Here is a 20,256-nt window from a genome sequence, read left to right as displayed (position 1 = left end):
GGGTTTGGTTATATTTAATGTTGCCGTTCTCTGCAATAGATTCAATTAGTTATAAAAAAACACAAGAAAAGATCCTAAATATGATGAACTTTTATAATTTTTATTGTTTGTTATAATTAGTTCGAACTGCTAAGGAGCTAGAAAAATGAATTTTATACCAAGCAATATTTTTACGTGGCAGAATTTGGCTAACTTGGTTGATATCCTGGTAGTCTGGTATTTTCTATATAAGGTTCTGTCAATGTTACGTGGAACTAAAGCGGTACAACTTTTAAAGGGAATTGTAATAATCTTTGGTATAAAGATTATTAGTTGGGCCTTAAACCTACATACAGTTTCTTTTTTGATGGATCAGTTGATTAACTGGGGAATCATCGTTATCGTGATAATTTTTCAGCCCGAAATTCGTCGTGGATTGGAACATTTGGGACGAATGCCGTTATTTAGCTCAACTAGTAATGAAGAAGGTAAGACCAAAAATCATTTGATTGAGAGTCTTGATCAAGCAATTCAGTACATGAGTAAGCGTCGAATTGGGGCGTTGATCACTTTGGAAATGAATACTGGTTTGGAAGAATATGTCGAGACTGGTATTGATTTGGATGCCGAAGTTACAGGTGCCTTATTGATTAATATCTTCATTCCTAATACGCCGTTGCATGATGGGGCGGTAATTGTTAGAAATAACCGTATTTCTGTTGCAGCGGCTTATTTACCACTTTCAGAAAGTAATACGATTCCTAAGGAATTGGGTACTCGTCACCGTGCTGCTGTTGGTATTAGTGAAGTAACTGATGCAATTACAATCGTTGTTTCTGAAGAAACTGGTGGTGTAATGATCACAAGAAATGGTCATATGATGCTTGATCTTTCTCGTGAGGATTATCTGAAGTACCTTCATGCCCAATTAAAAGATCCAAATGAGAACAATAATCATTCAATTTTGGATTTCTTTAAGATTGGTCGTCGAAAGAAGGAGGACCAAGATGAAAAGGATAATTAATAGTAATTATTTTTATGCATTTATTGCCCTCTGCTGTTCTTTATGGCTGTTTTTTTATGTAAGTACGCCGGGAGTTGGATCGACAAGAAATTCAAATCAATCAAATACTTCTACAGTCACTAAGAAAGCTACTTTAACAGTACCTTTGCAGTTACAAGCAGATGTGGAAAAGTATTATATAACTGGCTATCCACAGAATGTAAAAGTAACAATTGAAGGACCGGCTGCCTTAGTTACAGCTACAAAGAATACGCAAAACTTCAATCTCTATTTGAATCTTAAAGACCTTTCTATTGGACAACATCGTGTGCAAATTAAAGAGTCTGGTTTGAATAGTGAATTAACCTATAGTATTAAACCTAAGTACGTTACTGTTAATATTCAACGCCGTGAAACAAAAAGGTTTGACGTTGATGTTGATTATAATAAAGAATCCTTAGCAACAGGCTATGAAGCCGGTAAGACTGAAGTATCTCCAGATACTGTGACAGTTACTGGTGCAGCTTCTGAGATTGAGAAAATCAATAAAGTTGTCGTCAAACCAATTTTACCTAAAGGAATAAAATCAACGTTTGATCAAGAAGTTTTAGTGCAAGCGCTCGATAAAAATGGTAAAACTGTAAATGTTACATTAGATCCACAAACAGTCCATGTAAAAATTCCGATTACTATTCAAAGTAAACAAGTAAGTATCAACTTGAAGCAAAAGGGAAATTCGGATAATACAAATTTCTCACTTGAATCTGATGTGAAAAACATTAGAATTTTCGGAACTCAGGCACAAATAGATGCAATCAACGATTCGGTCGATATACCGGTTGATGTGTCTGATGTGACCGGGAATACCAAAAAATCGATTGATTTAGGCGATGCTTTAGGAAATAAAGTGGCTTTTACGGATCCACAAGCAATTGATGTGACGATTAATACTGGAACAACATCATCCAATAATAATAGTTCGTCGAATAATAGTAACAACAATAACAGTACTAATACGAATGGTAATAGTACTAACGATACAAATTCTTCGAATACTAATTCGACAGAAGATAATAATAGCGAACAATAATACGCTGGGGGTAAGTTTTTCATGACAAAATATTTTGGAACAGACGGAGTAAGAGGTATTGCAAATAAAGAATTAAGTCCAGAACTAGCATTTAAGCTAGGTCGTTTTGGAGGCTATGTTCTTACACAACATTCAGAAAATAGTGATACACGTCCACGAGTTTTGGTTGCTAGAGATACACGTATTTCTGGTCAAATGTTGCAATCAAGCTTAATTTCTGGACTACTTTCTGTAGGTATCGAGGTTTTGAACCTTGATGTAATTACAACTCCAGCGGTAGCATACTTAATACGTGCCGTTTCAGCTGATGCTGGAATTATGATTTCTGCATCACACAATCCTGCTGAAGATAATGGAATCAAGTTCTTTGGTTCAGATGGCTACAAGTTGCCTGATGATGTTGAAGAAGAAATTGAAGAGTTATTAGATGCAAAAGAAGATACTTTGCCAAGACCATCAGCTGAAGGTTTAGGTAGCGTTTCTGACTATCCAGAAGGTGCTCAAAAGTATCTTCAATTCTTGAAACAAACACTTTCAGATGATTTAAGTGGTATGAAAATTGTTTTGGATACTGCCAATGGTTCAACAAGTCGACTAGCAAGTACTTTGTTTGCTGACTTAGGCGTTGATTTTGATATTATGGCTTCTCATCCAGATGGTATTAATATTAATAAGAATGTTGGCTCAACTCATCCAGAAGAATTAGCAAAACGTGTTAAGGAATCTGATGCTGTTGCTGGATTGGCCTTTGATGGTGATGGGGATCGTTGTATTGCTGTTGATGCTGACGGTAATATCGTTGATGGTGACAAGATTATGTTTATCCTTGGTAAATACCTTCATGATGGTGGACGTCTTAAGAAAGATACAATTGTAACCACTGTTATGAGCAATATTGGTTTGTACAAGGCTATTGAAGCTAATGGAATGAATTCAGTACAAACAGCTGTTGGTGATAGACACGTTGTAGAAGAAATCCGTAAAAATAATTACAACATCGGTGGGGAACAATCAGGGCATGTTGTTTTGTATGAATATATGAACACTGGTGATGGTATGCTTACAGGTATCCATTTGTTGCATGTTATGAAAGAAACTGGCAAGAGCCTTGCCGAATTAGGCGCTCCTGTTAAAGTCTATCCACAAAAATTAGTTAATGTGCCCGTAGCTGATAAAAACTCATGGGATCAACATCAACCAATCTTAGACGTTATTAAAACAGTTGAAGATGAAATGGATGGCGATGGCCGAGTATTAGTGCGTCCTAGTGGTACACAAGCTTTACTACGTGTTATGTGTGAAGCTCCAACCGTAGAAAAGGTTAATGAGTATTGTGATCAAATTGTTGAAGTTGTAAAAAACGAATTAAATTAAGATTCTGAATGAACTGGCAGCACCTAATAAGAAGGGTATATTAATACCATTCTTATTAGGTGCTGTTTTTTTATCAAATAAACATATGAGATATACCATATTAAGTATATCGGTATGTACCAACTGTACCAATTTAATAAAAATATAAAACTTTTCTTGACAAAAAACCACTAGATTAGTATTCTAGTCATTGTCGCAAGGCGATAACATTAACTTAAATGAACTATACCATTTATTTTAAAATAAACTAGACCAATTTAGAAAGGCATGAATTACTATGTGTGGAATTGTTGGAGTAATCGGAAATAATAAAACTACTGATATTTTGTTAAACGGATTAGAGAAACTTGAATACCGTGGATATGATTCAGCCGGTATCTATGTCAATAATCAAGATGGAAAAGATTTCTTGGTTAAAGAAGTTGGAAAAATTAGTAAATTAGAAAATGCAGTTTCTGAAGATGTTCAAGGATTAGTCGGAATTGGGCATACAAGATGGGCAACTCATGGTAAGCCAACCATTGAAAATGCTCATCCTCACTTTTCAGAAGATAATCGTTTTTATTTAGTACATAATGGTGTTTTAACAAACTATGAAGAATTAAAAGAAAATTATTTACAAGATGTTGATTTCAAGAGCCAAACTGATACTGAGGTAGCTGTTCAATTAGTTGATCATTTTGCTAAAGAAGGTTTGGATGGTGAAGCTGCCTTTAGAAAGGCATTAGGTTTAATTAAAGGATCATATGCTTTTGCTATGATCGATAAAGAACAACCAGACCGTATCTTTGTCGCTAAGAATAAGAGTCCTTTGTTAATTGGTTTGGGTGATGGTTTCAATGTCATTTGTTCTGATGCTATGGCAATGCTTGACCAAACTCATGAATTTGTAGAAATTCACGATGGCGAAGTGGTAATTTTGGAAAAGGGTTCAGTTAGGATCAGTAAAATTGATGGAACCTCAGTTTCTAGAGACTCATATACAGTAAATCTTGATGCTAGTGATATTTCTAAAGGTACATATGATCACTACATGTTAAAAGAAATTGATGAACAACCTAATGTAATGAGAAAGATTTCTCAAAATTACCTTAATGCTGATGGTAGTCTTAATGTTGAATCTGATTTGATTGAAGAAATGAAAAAAGCTGATCGTTTATATATTATTGCTGCTGGTACTAGTTGGCATGCTGGGTTAGTTGGTAAGAATATCTTTGAAAGAATTGCTGATATACCAGTTGATGCTGAATTGGGAAGCGAATTTGGTTATCATATGCCAAAACTATCAAAGCATCCATTCTTTATTTTCCTATCTCAAAGTGGTGAAACTGCTGATAGTCGTCAAGTTTTGGTTAAGGTTAACAAAATGAATTTGCCAAGTTTAACTATTACTAACGTTCCAAATTCAACTCTTTCAAGAGAAGCAACCTTTACAATGGAATTGCTTGCCGGACCAGAAATTGCTGTTGCTTCAACTAAAGCTTATACGGCCCAAATTGCAGTCGAAGCAGTGTTAGCTAAAGCACTTGGTATGGCTAAGAATCTAGATGCTGCCAAAGAATTTGATGTTAAAAAACAATTAGCTTTAGCTGCTAATGGTATCCAAACAATTGTTGATGAGAAGGAAAAAATCAAAGCTTTGGCTGCTGACTTCTTAACTGATCAAAGGGATGCCTTCTATATTGGACGTGGAATTGATTATTCCTTGTCACTCGAAGCCGCTTTGAAGTTGAAAGAAATCTCTTATATCCATGCAGAAGGATTTGCTGCTGGTGAATTGAAACATGGAACTATTGCTTTGATCGAAAAGAATACACCAGTTTTTGCTTATATCAATGATGGTGTTGGTGCAAGTCATACTCGTGGCAACATTCAAGAAGTTCAAGCTCGTGGTGCACACGTACTAGTAATTGCTAGTCAAAAATATGCTGAACCCGGTGATCAAATTATTATTCCAGAAATTGATGAATTGATTTCCCCAATCATCAGTGTAGTACCGGCACAATTGCTTGCTTACTATGCAAGTTTAGCCCGTGGAAATGATGTCGATAAACCACGTAATCTTGCTAAAAGTGTTACTGTAGAGTAACCTAATTTAGGATAGTATATTAACTAATAGCCTCTATTATAGAGGCTATTTTTTATATTAAAAAAAATAGATTGGTGGTTTTATGAGGGATAAAAAATTGAATTTGTTCTCAACAGTTATGTTTGGTCTCAGTGCCATTATTGGTTCTGGGTGGATGTTTGGCTCTAGTCAGGCGGCCAAGATAGCTGGTCCGGCTGCAATTTTGGCATGGATCTTGGGGGCAATTTTAGTAGCGATGATTGCAATGGTTTATGTAGAAATAGGAACGATGTTTCCCGAGGATGGAGCGATGAGTCGTTTTACGATGTATACTCATGGTTCGCTTTTGGGACATATTTTCTCGTGGGCTAATTGGTTATCGCTTTTAGCAATTTTACCGATTGAAGCAGTGGCATCAACTCAGTATATGAGTACTTGGCCTTGGAAATGGTCACAGTGGACACATACTTTTATGAAAAACGGTCAGTTGTCATTTAATGGTATTTTGATGGCAACAGTTTTGATTTTGATTTTTACATTGATAAATTATTGGTCAGTTACGATTATGGCTAAATTTAATAATTTGATTTCAGTTTTTAAAATTGTTGTACCGATAATTACGATGCTGATTTTAATAACAGCACATTTTGATTTAAGTAATATGGGTCATAACCTACATCAGTTTATGCCTAATGGAACTTCTTCCATTTTTGTGGCAATTGGTAGTGCGGGAATTATTTATTCTTATGTTGCCTTTCAGACAGTAATTAATTTAGGAAATGATATTTTAAAGCCTGCAGTTAATATACGGCGAGGAATTATCTTTTCTTTACTAATAAGTGCAGTGATTTATATTGCTCTACAAATTGTCTTTATTGGTGCTGTGCCAAAATCAATTATTAGTGGTGGTTGGTCACAGATTAACTTTAATTCACCCTTTGCTGATTTAGCGATTTTATTAAATATTTATTGGCTATCAACATTGATCTACTTTACGGCTTTTATTTCACCAATTGGTAGTGGAATAGCTTTTTCAGCGTCTGCAAGTAAATCATTGTCATCAATGCCTAAGAACAAACATTTACCTAAGTTCTTGAGTAATACTAATAATTCTTACAATACGCCAAGAATTGCTTTGATGGTTGATTTCTTTGTAAGTGTTATTTTGATTCTTTTGTTTAAAAATTGGGCCTTGTTGTCACGAGTAGTAGCGGCGTCAACGTTGATCTCATTATTATCGGGACCAGTGGTGGCAGGAAGTTTGCGAAAGATGGGACCTGAATTTAAACGTCCTACAAAAATTAGAGGAATGAAATTTTTAGCACCTGTGGTATTTGATCTGATCAGTTTGGCAATTTATTGGTCTATGTTTCCAACGACTGTTGAGGTTATTGTAATTATTATCATAGGATTGCCAGTATACTTTATATATGATTTTCGACGTGGTTTTAAAGAATTCAAGCAAAAATTCTATGCTAGTTTATGGTTGATTGTGCATTTGATTGGTTTATCAATTATTTCATGGATCGGTAGTAATGATTTTGGTGGCTTGAATTTGGTTCAATATCCATTGGATTTTGTTGTAATAGTTGTTTTCTCGACAATCATGTATTATTGGGCTATTAATTCATCATATTATTCAGGTTATTTTGATGATGCTAAAAAATTAAATTCCACGGTAAACTGGGATGAAGAATATAATGGATAGATTAAAAAAGTTAGAAAGATGGTATTGGGGTGGAGTAGTTCTTATTGAATTGATTTTATTTTATAGCTCCTCAATGACCTATAAACAACAAACTTCGGTTCCCTTTATGGAAAGATATTTCAAAAATAAGCCTTTATATGGATTCTTTGATAGAATGGGATTCAATTATGGTGGTAAATATCAATCAGTTGAAAATGATGGTTATTATCATTTTGTAGAATTTCTAATTAGAAAGGGCGCACATTTTGGAACTTATTTGATTCTTGGAGTGTTCTTGTGCTTAGCACTCTATACGTATTTTAAAAATAACCATTTCTTACAGATTATTATTCCGTGGTTTGCGGCCACTGGATTAGCTGCTTTTGATGAATTTCATCAAGGATTGACTGGTGGCAGAACTCCGTCGGTAGTTGATGTTATATTAGATAGTTTTGGAGCATTAACGGGAGCTTTAGTTGTAATGTTGATTTTATATTTTACTTTAAAACGTAAAGAATCCAACAGATTTTAATTAAAAAATAAGTTTTGATTCAAATTATTATAATTCTATTTATAAAAGCCGACCTAAATGGTCGGCTTTTTTGGTATATTATTTCATTCATGGTTTTTTAATTATTAATCATGTTCATAAATTGTCTAAAAGCAAAAATGTAGATACTTATAACAAAAGTTGTATTATATGATTTGAGATGTTTAGACAAATTTATGATTTTGATTTCATCCCAGCAAGGACGGTTTATTAATATGACAAATAAGAAGTTAACAATTGATAGAAAAGAATTATTAATTGCCGCTGGTGCAGCAATGACCTTGGGCCTAGGAGGTTCTCTAGGACATCAGGTAACTGTACACGCAGATACAACTAATACATCTGTAACATCTTCAACAAGTTCGGCAAAAGAAGAAACTACAAGTTCTAAAACTACAACATCAACTGCACCTAGTTCATTGAAAACAGCTAATTCAAATTCTAATGGTTCAACCAACCCAGTTGAATCATCTAGTACAACTAATACCACCGATAATCAAACAGCATCAACTGACAGCAATGATGCTTTAAAAAACACAACGCAAGTTTCTACAGAAATAGTAAAGGGGTCAACAGAGGCTTCATCAACTAATGCAATATCTTCTACAGCAACATCATTGACGACAACTCCTGCTACTAATTCTGAAAACACGCCAACAGAAAGTCCCTTGGAATCTACAACTACACAAGAAACTACTTCCGCAGCAAAAAATACTGATCCTAGTAAAGCGATTGAAGAGAAAGAAACAAACGATTTAACTGATTCATCCAAAAATGCGACTACACTTGCCGCCGCAACAACTGAGAAAGTGACAGCTGCAAATCCAGAAACTGAAACGACAGCAATTTTACCAACATCATTGACGACCACTCCTGACAATGTAAAGATCGATACCGCAACATCGACATTGACCCCTGTTGATACAAGTAAGTATAAAGTTACTTCTCCCGATGGTAATAAAAACACTAGTAATTTCAATTGGAGTACTGACAATGAAGGTAATGCTACGTTAACTGGTACAAATAGTGGTTTAACTGATACTGATATTACAATTCCTTCACAAATTACCGTTACAGACAATAGTACAAACCAATCGACTGATTATAACGTTATAAGTATTGGTGATAATGCCTTTTTTAATAACAAAAACTTAACTAGTGTCACTATTGGAAATGGACTTACTAGTATTGGTAATAATGCCTTTTTTAATAACAAAAACTTAACTAGTGTCACTATTGGAAATGGACTTACTAGCATTGGTGAAGGTGCCTTTGAATATAATGACAATCTTAAAACAGTTGACTTTACTGATAATAAAACTTTACAAACAATTGGCGATACTGCTTTTACTAGTGATCAAATTGCAGAAATCAAACTTCCAGATTCAGTAACAAGTATTGGTGACAATGCATTTGGTTATAATAATGCGGTAGAGAGTATAACGATGCCAGCTAGTTTAAAAACAATTGGTGATTTAGCATTTGTTTCAAATGGTAGTTTAAAAACTGTTGATATGTCTAAATCAACATCATTAACAAACATTGGTAATAGTGCTTTTATTTATGATAATAAAATTACGGATGTTCTATTACCTGACAGTTTACAAACAATCGGCGATCAGGCCTTTTTATCCAATACTAGCTTACAAAATATAAAATTTGGTCCTAGTCTTGTTTCAATAGGTCATCAGGCATTCACTTATGATCAAGCATTGAATAATATTGATTTGACTAATGCTACGAGTTTAAAAACCATTGGTAGCGGTGCTTTTGAGTATACTGAATTGACTGGTAATTTGAGTATTCCGGATAGTGTAACAACTATTGGTGATGAGGCGTTTTCTGGAAATCATTTAACCCAACTTAAATTAGGCAATAACTTACAAACAATTGGTGATTCAGCTTTTGACTACAATTCATTGGGTGGGACATTATCAATTCCTAGTTCCGTAACATCAATTGGAAAAAATGCATTTTTGAGCAACCATTTAACAGGGGTAGCTACCGATGCTAGTAATATTTCTATTGGTACAGATGCATTTTCTTCAAATCAAATTACAACTGTATTAGCCCCAAATGCCAGTTTGAAAGATATAGGAAATTATAATATTAATGCGGCTATCAATCAGTTTGCACATATATTTACAGATTCTAAATCTAATGATATTTCTGATTACTTTAATGTTAATATCGGCGGAGTCACACAAAATGATATTGATATAAGTGATTTAACCAATGATGTTACTTATGATAAAAATACTGGAAAATTTGAAATTCCAGCTAAAACGACTAGTTTTAATTTCAACTGGACCTTAGTTCCAACAGGTTCTACAAGTTCTGATAATGGATATAGTGGTACGTATGAGGTTGTCTTGGATGATCCAAGTATCAAAGTATTTGATACTAAGATACCAGCTGGTAGTACTTGGAATCCTAGTGATAACTTTGATAGTGCTGAAAAACCTGATGGTACGACTTTGTCATTAGATCAAATCAGTGTTTCAATAGTTGATCCAAATAATAAAGCAGTTGAATCAGTTGATACTACTCAAGCTGGAACCTATAAAGTCACTTATAGTTATGGAAGTGAACAGAATACCGCTGATGTAATGGTTTATCTTCGTTCTGGTACTGTGGATATTACCGGGAATCAATCAGTAACATATAATGGTAATTCCCAATCACTTAATAATGAAAATTATAAAGTGACACTTTCAGATGGAACTATTTATAATCTCAAAGATGGCGACCTTGAGTTAGACGAGGATGCCAAAAATGCTGGTTCTTACACAGTTGAATTGACTTCTCAAGGAAAAGAAAATATTCAAGCTCTTGATAGAAGTAAACTGTATGATTGGCAATTTAATGCAAATAAGAATGCTTTTGTGATTACACCAGCTCAAGTTACAATTACACCCGATAGTGTCTCGAAAGTTGCCGGGACTAATGATCCGACTTTAACAGCTAAAGTTGAGGGTACTGTAAATGGTGAAAGTATTAATTATAAATTGGAAAGAGTGCCAGGAGAAAACGTTGGTGATTATTCAATAACGGTAGAACCTGGAGAAAATCCCAATTATGATATTACAGTTAAAGCAGGGGTTCTTCATATAACAGCTTCTCAAAAATCAATTAATGGCAATGATTATACAATGCATATCGGTGATCCAGAGCCAACAGCAGAAAATTTCAATGCTAGTGCGACAGATGAAAATGGTCAACCAGAAACAGTTACAGTTGATTTAAGCCATGCTAAATTAACAACTGTTGGAAGTTATGATGTTAAGTTGAGTACCAGTGACGGTCAAGAAAAAACAGTTAAGTTAAATGTTTTAGAAAAAGAAAATAGTGGTGGAACTGGTACTCATCCAACAGATCCAACAGATCCAACAGATCCAACAGATCCAACAGATCCAACAGATCCAACAGACCCACTTGATCCTAAGAATCAGGAAACTATCATTATGTCTGGTGATATTTATTATGTCCCTAACATCAGTGGAAATGAACCAGGTACTTTGGTAGAACCTAAACGTACTTCATACATTAATGGATACGATCCAAGTTCTCAAAAATCAGGGGTAACAACATTCCCTCAAACAGGAAATGACAGTGGTAGTTTAATGAAAATTTTGGGTGCTGTAATCGGTATTTTGACGCTGGGTGTAATCGATATCAAAAAGGTTCGTCATCAAGGGTAATAAATATCACTTTTCCATGGTTATTTACGCTACAAACATTGAAATAACGGAGTTACTTTGATAAAATTATATGCGGTTTACAATAATCATGAAAGAAGGAAACAGAAATGTCAGGACATTCAAAATGGCATAACATCCAAGGTAGAAAAGGTGCCCAAGATGCAAAACGTGGTAAAATCTTCCAAAAGCTGTCTCGTGAGTTATTCATGGCAGCTAAATCGGGTGGTGCCGATCCTAACGATAATGCTGCCCTTCGTTTAATAGTAGATAAAGCTCGTGCAGCCAATATGCCAAAGGACAACATCAAACGTGCCCTTAAAAAAGCTGAGGGTGGCAGTGAAGAACATTATGATGAAGTTACATACGAAGGCTATGCTCCAGGTGGAGTTGCAGTTTTAGTTAAAACTTTAACAGATAACAAAAACAGAACTGCTTCTGCCGTACGTGTTGCATTTACTCGTAACGGAGGAAGTATGGGTTCAAGTGGTTCAGTTTCTTATATGTTTGATCGTAAAGGCTATATCGTTCTTGATCGTACAAAGAACACTCAAGATGAAGATACAGTTTTGATGGACATCATGGACCTTGGTGCAGATGATCTACAAACATCAGATGATGCTTATGAAATTTATACAGAAGCAAAGGAATTTGCTGCAGTTCGTGATGGATTGATTGAAAAAGGCTATGAATTAGCTGATTCAGAATTAACAATGATCCCACAAAATACAACTCCAGTTCCAGAAGAAAAGAAAGAACAATTCGAACACATGATCGACCAATTGGAAGATGATGAAGATGTTTCAGAAGTTTACACTGCTGCTGCAGATGAAGACGACGAATAGTTCAAATTTTAAAGACCGTAAACAATTAAGTTTGCGGTCTTTTTTTGCGTAATTTTTTCTGAAAGGAGGTTGTAATATGACTGCAGAAACGATGGTCAACAATCTTTTAACGGAAGCATGTACGAATAAGATATCTGATATTTATTTTTTGCCACGAGAAAACTTTTATCATTTGGAAGCTCAAAATTCAATTCAGAACTATACGGTGGCAGATTTAACGATTGATGAAACATTAATGATTATGAATTATTTGAAATTCAATTCTGGTTTAGATGTTTCTGAACGTCGACGTTCTCAGAAAGGTTCATTTAATTTTGTGTATCAAAATAGAAATATCTTTGTACGAATATCGGCAGTCGGTGATTTTAAAAATCGTGAATCAATGGTAGTTCGGCTCATTTATCCACAAGAACTAAATGCTCCTATTGATGAGGATTTGATTGAACAATTATTACCAATGGCACAGCGAAAAGGTATGATGCTTTTTTCTGGTCCAATGGGATCTGGTAAAACTTCGTTGATGTATGCGTTAGGTCGTCAATTAAGTTGGAATAAGAAGATTATGTGTATTGAGGATCCGATTGAAATAGTTGAAGAACAATTTTTACAGTTACAAGTAAATGAAGAGGCAGGGATGACTTATGAAGAATTGATTAAGACTAGTCTAAGACATCGGCCAGAGGTTTTGATCATCGGTGAGATTCGTGATAGCCAGACTGCTCGTCAAGCAATACAAGCGGCAATTTGTGGCTATACAGTTATGACAACGATTCACGGTAAATCAAAATATTCAGTAATTCAAAGATTGCAACAGTTTGGTGTTGCCAAAGAAGAAATTATCAATGCCGTCAATTACATCTCTTATCAAAGATTAATACCGATATCAGCTGATTTAACTTTGTTCTTAGATTCGATGAATAGTATAGAAATTAAAGAATTTATTCAATCAGGAAAAGTAGATGATGGGTGGAAAGAAATGATTCAAAAATCATATCAAGCAGGTCAAATAAATGCACAAGTCTATCAAGAATATTTATATGGTTAAAAAAATTAATTCAACACAACAGGCTGACTATTTATTGATAATAAGTAAGTTATTAAGAAATGGATTTTCACTAAGTCAATCGATGAATTGTTTACGCTTACTAGATAAACAAAATTCAGTCTTTGAAAAAATACATCAAGATCTAAAAGTAGGAAAAATGGTTTCACAAGCATTGGTTCATTTAAAGTTACCTGATGTAGTTTTTAACCAGTTAGTGATTGCTCAAGATCATGGGAAAATTGATTTGGCGTTACAACAAACTGGCATACTTTTACAAAGCCAGGCCAAACAAAAAAATAAATTAAAGGAGTTATTAGCTTATCCATGTTTTATTCTGATTTTTTTGTTAACAATGCTTATAGGAATGAAAGCATATATTGTGCCACAGCTGACAATCACTGGTAGTGGACAAAGTATCGATTGGTTTTTGAAATTATTGCTGGGAATATTCTTATTATTAGTCGTTGCGATATTTATATTAATTTTGAAATTACACCAAAAACATGAATATCAAAGAGCAATAACTCTTGTGAAATTACCCCTCGTAGGAAAAATATATTTGTGTTTCTATCAATTTTTGATCTTACAAGGACTTGGAATGCAATTATCTAATGGAATGAATTTATATGATATTTGTGAATCTAACAAACGCTTCCAAAAAGGTTCAATTCAATCCCATTTGTCGGCAAAATTTATCAAAGGATTGGTTTCAGGAAAAAATCTTTTACAAATGATCGAATCAGAAGTTTTTTTACCGGATCAATTAATAGTTATCTTGCAAGCAGGAGAAAGTGGAAGGCAATTGGCCGAAGATTTGTTACTAATGTCAGAATTAAAATTTGAAGAAACACAAAAAAGATTAAAGAAAGTTTTGAATCTAATTCAACCGATACTTTTTGGAGTGATTGCAATAGTGATCATTGTGACTTATTTAATAGTCTTATTACCAATTTATGGAATGATGAAAGGAATGTCTTGATGAAAAAAACTAGAAAAGCTTTTACCTTAATTGAAATGGTGATTGTATTATTTATTATTTCACTGTTGTTATTGATCATGATTCCCAATTTAGCCGATCAAAGAAATAAAGCTACTAAAAAGTCTGACGAGGCTTTTGTGACAACTATCAAAACGCAAGAAGAGATGTATGAAAATGATAATGGTGCCAAGAAACCAACCTTAGATGAATTAAAAAATGAAGGTTATATAACCGAAAATCAATTGAAAAAGGCTAAAGATTTTAAAGAAGAATTAACTAATGAAAACTAGAAAAGCTTTTACGCTTTTAGAAACGGTAATCGCCTTAGGAATCTCATGCAGTCTTCTGATAATATCAATATATAATTTGAAAAATTATCAAGATAGAGTTGAAGAACAGCAAACTTTGGAATGGTTCAAGGATACTTTTAAAAGTATGTTGAATTATTGTTATTTGAATAAGCGTGCGGTACTAGTTAGATTCGAGAATAATAAAATTACTTTTAATTCGGATGTGGGGACCAATAAAGCTCAAATTAGAAGCCGCAATTTACCTAAGACTTTAAGTGTTTCGGAAAATTTTAAAAGAACGTATCGAATATCGTCTTCAGGTGAAGCACCACCAGTAACGATTAAATTCAAATCAACGTTAACGAAACACACTTATATTTATAAAGTTCAGATGAATTGGGGTGAGATTGTTGAGAAGAAGACATGAAGGATTTATTTTGATTGAAGCAATTACTTCACTAACAATTGCACTTCTAGTAATTTTTACTTTGACGTTGTGTGTGAACGAGCAATTTAAACTTCTGAACAACTGGGAACAAAGGGTTAACGCTCATAAAATTGTTCTGTTGCATTTAAAAAATTCACAAATACCCGAGAAGATGACAATTAAAGGTCAAGATTATTATTTTTCTCAGATTAAAAATAAATATCAAGTTAGAGTGAATAAAAATGTTTATCAAATACAAATCTAAGCATCAAGGTTTCATATTGTATGAATCAGTTCTGGCTTTGATGATAACAATCATGACATTAGGAATTTTGCAGCAATCCTTACAATTACTAAAAACAATTCAACAAACCAGCTTTCGAGATCAATTACGTTGGCATATTACCCAAGAAAAACTCCAAGAGACTTTGTCCAATAATGAAATTGTGACATGTGATGAGAATAGATTAGTATATTTAGATAAAAAGACTAATAAAAAGATTGCGATAAAAAAATATGGTAATATAAATAACTTCACTTTACTTTTAACAAGGGATGATGGGAAAGGTTATGTGCCAATTATCACAAATTTACGAAAAATTGGGATTGAAAAAATTCGAAATTTGGTTATCATTACAACAGAGAATAAAGCCGGCCAGTTATCTGAGATGTTTTTGATTAATGATGATTAGTTTGTTAAAAAGTAATCAAAAACATGGCGCAACGGTCATGTTAAATAGTATATTGATACTAGTGGTTTCTATTATGGTCGTTGGTTACAGTAATTCTTATTTGAATGAACAAATTGAAAACTACCGGCGGTTAGATAATTTGTATAAGCGACAAATCGAGAAAAAAATTAATAAAAGTAATAAAATAAACTATTGTGAATTTAGGAATCCTTGAATAAAATCGATTCCAACGTTAAAATTTTATTATTAAGCAAAGAGGTTAACTATGTCAGAAAAAGATATGCAATCATATTTTGATAAGCTCGACGAAGCTAATTCTTTATTGAAAAAAGCTTTGAGAGTTAGCAATATGGAGGCACTTGCGGAAACATTAACTAATATTTCCGATGGCAAGGTTTATGTTGAAAATGATGTTCCTGATAAAGAAACTGTTGAGAAATTAACAGAGGTTTATCAAACGTTAAAAGACTTGAACTTAACGCCATTACAATTGAAACAAGCTATTACTATTGCTATTATCAAAGCTCAAAAAGAGGATAAATCCGAAGTTAACAAATTGATGACTCCTGATGCGATTGGTTTGATAGCCAGCCTCATTGCTTATGAGGTACTTAATGTTCAAAACAAAGAAAATGTGAACATAGTTGATCCAACCGTTGGTACGGGTAACTTATTGATAGAAGTTATTGAACAATTGAATATGACTGATAAGTTTAAAATCAATGCGGCAGCTTTGGATAATGACGATACCTTAGTGGCATTAGCAAAATCATTTAGTGAAGTGATGAACCTTAACCTTGATGCCTATCATCAAGATGGTGTTGCCGAATGGGATATTACCGATATTGATATGGCGGTTGCCGACTTACCAGTTGGCTATTATCCTATTGATGATAATGCAATGAAGTTCAAAACTAAGGCTGATAAGGGGCATTCCTATGCTCATCATTTGTTGATTGAACAAACAATGAATAATTTGAATGATGGTGGAATCGGTATATTTATTGTACCTTCACAGATTTTCCAAACTGATCAAGCTAAGAAATTATCTGAATGGATGGTTTCAAGTGTATATTTACAAGCTGTATTGGATCTACCTGCAACTTTGTTTGCTTCGAAAGAGGCACAAAAAGCAATTGTTGTACTACAAAAGCATGGCAATAATGCTAAGCAAGTTGGAAATGTTTTGATGGGCACAATACCAGATACCAATAATCCAAAATTATTTGAAGGGTTTAAGGACCAGTTACAAGACTGGGCTAAAAATTTTAAAGGTTAGGTGAGATTATATGTCTAAAATCATGGCCGTTAATTCTGGTAGCTCTACACTGAAGTGGAAACTATATACAGTACCTGATGAAAAAGTTGTTGCTAAAGGGATGGTTGATCGTTTGGGCCTTTCTGACTCTGTCTTTGAAGTGGAGTTTAATGGCAAGAAGATTAGTGAGATGGGTGATATTCCTGATCACACTACTGCTGTTAATAAGATGCTCGATAAATTGATCGATTTGAAGATTATTGGTAATTATGATGAAATTACCGGGGTTGGTCATCGAGTGGTTGCCGGAGGAAGCATCTTTAAGGATTCGGCTGTTGTGACGCCTCGTGTCGTTCAACAGATCAAGAATCTTTCTGAATTTGCACCCTTGCATAATCCTGGACAAGCTGCTGGTATTGAAGCATTTGAAAAGATTCTTCCAGATGTGCCACAAGTGGCTGTTTTTGATACGTCATTTCATCAGACAATGGACCCAGTCAATTACTTGTATAGTATTCCTTACGAATATTATGAAAAATATGGTGTTCGTAAATTTGGGGCTCATGGTACTAGTCATAGATATGTCTCACAAGCTGCAGCCGACTATTTGCATAAGCCATTGAATGACTTAAAGATTATTTCATGTCATTTGGGTAGTGGTGCTTCTATCGATGCTATTGAAGATGGTAAGTCTGTTGATACTTCAATGGGCTTTACACCATTGGCAGGTATTACTATGAGTACTAGATCTGGTGATATTGATCCATCGCTAGTGGCTTATTTGATGCAAAAATTAAAGATAGCTGATCCAACTGAAATGGTTAAAATTTTGAATACTAAATCAGGATTGCTAGGTATTTCTGGCGTTTCTCCAGATATGCGTGATTTACTAGCAACCAGAGAAGAAAATGATCGTTCCGATCTAGCAATCAAGATTTACGTTAACCGTATTGTAAAGTATATTGGTTCTTATATTGCTCTTTTAGCTGGAGCGGATGTAATTATCTTTACCGCGGGAACAGGGGCTAAAAATGCTGAAATCCGTGCGGATATTGCCAATAGCTTTAACTATATGGGTGTAAAAATTGATAAAGAAGCAAATGAAAACGGCGATGGTACTCGTGTCATTAGTACTAAAGATTCAGCTATTACTGTAATGGTTGTTCCTACTGATGAGGAGCGAATGATTGTTCGTGATGTTATTCGTTTGACGAAATACAGTGATTAATTTTAAATTTTAGGTAATAAAACAAAAGAACAGTGTCTATTAAGAATTTCAGGTATTTTACTAACTTGAATACTTCTTAATGGACACTGTTTTTTTAACAAAAACTAGATTAAAAATATTGAAAATATCGCAATGAAAACCTTTACTTTTAATTGGGAACTGCTATATTTAAGGTGTATAGATGAGATAGTAAGAATTGAATGGAGGTAGTTAATATGACAAGAAAAGCCTACATGATTGGTACTGGTATTGGTAATTTGGCCGCTGGTATCTATTTGATTCGTGACGGAGGCTTCAATGGTGATCAAATCACTATGATGGGACTAGAAACACATGGTGCTAACGATGGTGCTTTAGTTAAAGATTATGAAAATGAATATAGCAATCAAGCTTTATCTAATAGTAAGGGTTATTTAGCTAAGGGTGGTCGTATGTTGAATGAGGAAACATACGAAAATCTCTGGGATCTATTGCGCTCAGTTCCATCTTTGGATCACCCTGGTCAAACTGTTACTGATGATATTTTGAATTTCGATCATGCTCATCCAACACATGATGTTGGTCGTTTGATTGATGAAAATGGCCCACGTGTTAAACCAAATAAAGATAACTATAAACATATGCAATTTACTAACAAAGAACGTTATTTATTGAGTAAATTAATGTTGATGCCGGAGAGTAAAGAAGAGACACTTAATAACATCAGTATTGCTGAATGGTTTGCAAGTACTCCTGGTTTCTTTACAACTAATTTCTGGTACATGTGGCAAACCACCTTTGCCTTCAAACGTTCAAGTTCAGCTATGGAACTACGTCGTTACATGAATCGTATGATTCTAGAATTTAGTCGTATCAATACTTTGGAAGGTGTCACAAGAACGCCTTATAATCAATATGAGAGTATTATTTTGCCAATGCGTAAGTATCTTGAGGATCGTGGCGTAACCTTTATTAACAACCGTAAAGTTACAGATTTGGAATTCAAAGATACACCTTTACAAGATGATATCATCGTAACTGGTATTAAGTATGAAGAGGTCGATAATGATAATAAAGAAGGTCATATTGATATTGATGAAAATGACCTAGTCTTTGATACTAATGGTTCAATTACTGACAGTTCGTCTATTGGTGATTTTGATACACCTGTTAAAGAGAATATGGAATACGCACCAAGTGCTGAGCTTTGGAAGAAGGCATCTGAGAAGTTCTATTCACTAGGAAATCCAGACAAATTCTTCAATGATCGAACTCAAAGTGAGTGGATGAGTTTCACAGTGACAACTAATAATCATTATTTACTCAACCAAATTGCTAGAATTACTCAACAAGAACCTGGTAATGCCTTGAATACTTGGATTCACAGTACATCACTAATGTCTATTGTTGTTCACCATCAACCTCACTTTAAGAGTCAAAAACCTAATGAATCAGTCTTCTGGGGTTACTTCATGTATCCAAGAAGAAATGGTGATTACGTTCAAAAACCAATTATTGAAATGACTGGTAAAGAAATGCTTGAAGAGTTCCTTGGCCATTTGGCAGCAGTTGATCCAAGTAAGGATAATATTGCTAACCATAAACAAGAAATTATGGATAGCATTGTTAATGTAATTCCAGTTCATATGCCATATGCTAGTGCTTTGTTCAATCAAAGAGCAGTTGGCGATCGTCCTGATGTTGTTCCAAAGCATAGTAAGAACTTAGCATTTATTAGTCAATTTGCTGAACAACCATTTGATATGGTCTTTACGGAGCAATATTCCTTTAGAGCTGCACAACGTGCCGTCTACACATTCTTGAATATTCCATTGTCAGAAATGACGCCAATGCACCATTACGAGAAGGATCCTAAGATCATGGCTCGTGCTACGAAGACCATGTTTAGATAAAAAAATGTTTCACAAGCTAGGGCTGAAATCCGTTTCAGCTCTTTTTTTGTGAACTTAAAAAGGCCTTATTAGACTAGCATGTGAAGAATTATTCACAATAAAAATACCGAAAATTATGATGTGAAAAAGCAAAAATAGATGTAATTATCAC

17 protein-coding genes are annotated in these 20,256 nt (G+C 34.2%); all 17 read left to right on the top strand.

Features of this window, described 5'->3' with window-relative positions; genetic code table 11:
• Window positions 1–145: 145 nt before the first annotated feature.
• The 17 genes from cdaA to LAB100_RS07400 all read left to right on the top strand — a co-directional run bounded on the left by cdaA (window position 146) and on the right by LAB100_RS07400 (window position 20,105).
• Entirely contained in the window at window positions 146–1,003 is an 858-nt protein-coding gene (cdaA, locus tag LAB100_RS07480; RefSeq protein WP_119326572.1) for a diadenylate cyclase CdaA, read from the top strand.
• On the top strand, window positions 987–2,072 hold the full coding sequence (locus LAB100_RS07475; protein WP_119326571.1) for a CdaR family protein: 1,086 nt from the start codon (window positions 987–989) through the stop codon (window positions 2,070–2,072). Before cdaA ends, LAB100_RS07475 begins: the two co-directional genes overlap by 17 nt.
• A 21-nt stretch (window positions 2,073–2,093) precedes the next feature.
• Complete coding sequence (gene glmM, locus LAB100_RS07470; protein ID WP_119326570.1) at window positions 2,094–3,446, top strand: phosphoglucosamine mutase; 1,353 nt, start codon at window positions 2,094–2,096, stop codon at window positions 3,444–3,446.
• A 277-nt stretch (window positions 3,447–3,723) separates the two neighbouring features.
• Window positions 3,724–5,535 (top strand): glutamine--fructose-6-phosphate transaminase (isomerizing), encoded by a 1,812-nt coding sequence (gene glmS / locus LAB100_RS07465; RefSeq protein ID WP_119326569.1) that lies wholly within the window; start codon window positions 3,724–3,726, stop codon window positions 5,533–5,535.
• Between the two features lie 82 nt (window positions 5,536–5,617).
• Window positions 5,618–7,222, top strand: a complete 1,605-nt coding sequence (locus LAB100_RS07460; protein ID WP_119326568.1) for an APC family permease — start codon at window positions 5,618–5,620, stop codon at window positions 7,220–7,222.
• Window positions 7,215–7,733, top strand: a complete 519-nt coding sequence (locus tag LAB100_RS07455) for a VanZ family protein (protein ID WP_119326567.1) — start codon at window positions 7,215–7,217, stop codon at window positions 7,731–7,733. The genes LAB100_RS07460 and LAB100_RS07455 overlap by 8 nt, the downstream gene beginning before the upstream one ends.
• Window positions 7,734–7,966: 233 nt before the next feature.
• Window positions 7,967–11,452 (top strand): leucine-rich repeat protein, encoded by a 3,486-nt coding sequence (locus tag LAB100_RS07450; RefSeq protein ID WP_162894214.1) that lies wholly within the window; start codon window positions 7,967–7,969, stop codon window positions 11,450–11,452.
• 107 nt (window positions 11,453–11,559) lie between these two features.
• Window positions 11,560–12,294: a YebC/PmpR family DNA-binding transcriptional regulator gene (locus LAB100_RS07445; RefSeq protein ID WP_119326565.1), complete on the top strand. Its 735-nt coding sequence runs from the start codon at window positions 11,560–11,562 to the stop codon at window positions 12,292–12,294.
• 76 nt (window positions 12,295–12,370) lie between these two features.
• The gene (gene comGA, locus LAB100_RS07440) at window positions 12,371–13,339 is read left to right on the top strand and encodes a competence type IV pilus ATPase ComGA (protein WP_119326564.1); all 969 of its coding nucleotides are present in this window, start codon (window positions 12,371–12,373) and stop codon (window positions 13,337–13,339) included.
• On the top strand, window positions 13,332–14,318 hold the full coding sequence (locus tag LAB100_RS07435) for a type II secretion system F family protein (protein ID WP_246001299.1): 987 nt from the start codon (window positions 13,332–13,334) through the stop codon (window positions 14,316–14,318). Before comGA ends, LAB100_RS07435 begins: the two co-directional genes overlap by 8 nt.
• On the top strand, window positions 14,318–14,608 hold the full coding sequence (gene comGC, locus LAB100_RS07430; protein ID WP_119326562.1) for a competence type IV pilus major pilin ComGC: 291 nt from the start codon (window positions 14,318–14,320) through the stop codon (window positions 14,606–14,608). The genes LAB100_RS07435 and comGC overlap by 1 nt, the downstream gene beginning before the upstream one ends.
• Window positions 14,598–15,035, top strand: a complete 438-nt coding sequence (locus LAB100_RS07425) for a type II secretion system protein (RefSeq protein ID WP_119326561.1) — start codon at window positions 14,598–14,600, stop codon at window positions 15,033–15,035. The genes comGC and LAB100_RS07425 overlap by 11 nt, the downstream gene beginning before the upstream one ends.
• Window positions 15,019–15,300, top strand: a complete 282-nt coding sequence (locus tag LAB100_RS07420; protein WP_119326560.1) for a hypothetical protein — start codon at window positions 15,019–15,021, stop codon at window positions 15,298–15,300. The genes LAB100_RS07425 and LAB100_RS07420 overlap by 17 nt, the downstream gene beginning before the upstream one ends.
• Before the next feature lie 52 nt (window positions 15,301–15,352).
• A complete protein-coding gene (locus tag LAB100_RS07415) occupies window positions 15,353–15,727 on the top strand; it encodes a competence type IV pilus minor pilin ComGF (protein WP_162894213.1) in 375 nt (124 codons plus the stop codon).
• A gap of 265 nt (window positions 15,728–15,992) precedes the next feature.
• A complete protein-coding gene (locus tag LAB100_RS07410; protein WP_119326557.1) occupies window positions 15,993–17,006 on the top strand; it encodes a class I SAM-dependent methyltransferase in 1,014 nt (337 codons plus the stop codon).
• Window positions 17,007–17,016: 10 nt separating this feature from the next.
• Entirely contained in the window at window positions 17,017–18,213 is a 1,197-nt protein-coding gene (locus LAB100_RS07405) for an acetate/propionate family kinase (protein ID WP_119326556.1), read from the top strand.
• Between the two features lie 215 nt (window positions 18,214–18,428).
• Window positions 18,429–20,105, top strand: coding sequence for an oleate hydratase (locus tag LAB100_RS07400; RefSeq protein WP_119326555.1), 1,677 nt, complete (start codon window positions 18,429–18,431; stop codon window positions 20,103–20,105).
• The last annotated feature ends 151 nt before the right edge of the window (window positions 20,106–20,256 follow it).

The organism is Companilactobacillus musae (genome assembly GCF_003967595.1).
GTDB lineage: Bacteria > Bacillota > Bacilli > Lactobacillales > Lactobacillaceae > Companilactobacillus > Companilactobacillus musae.
This window is presented reverse-complemented; position numbering and strand designations above follow the sequence as displayed.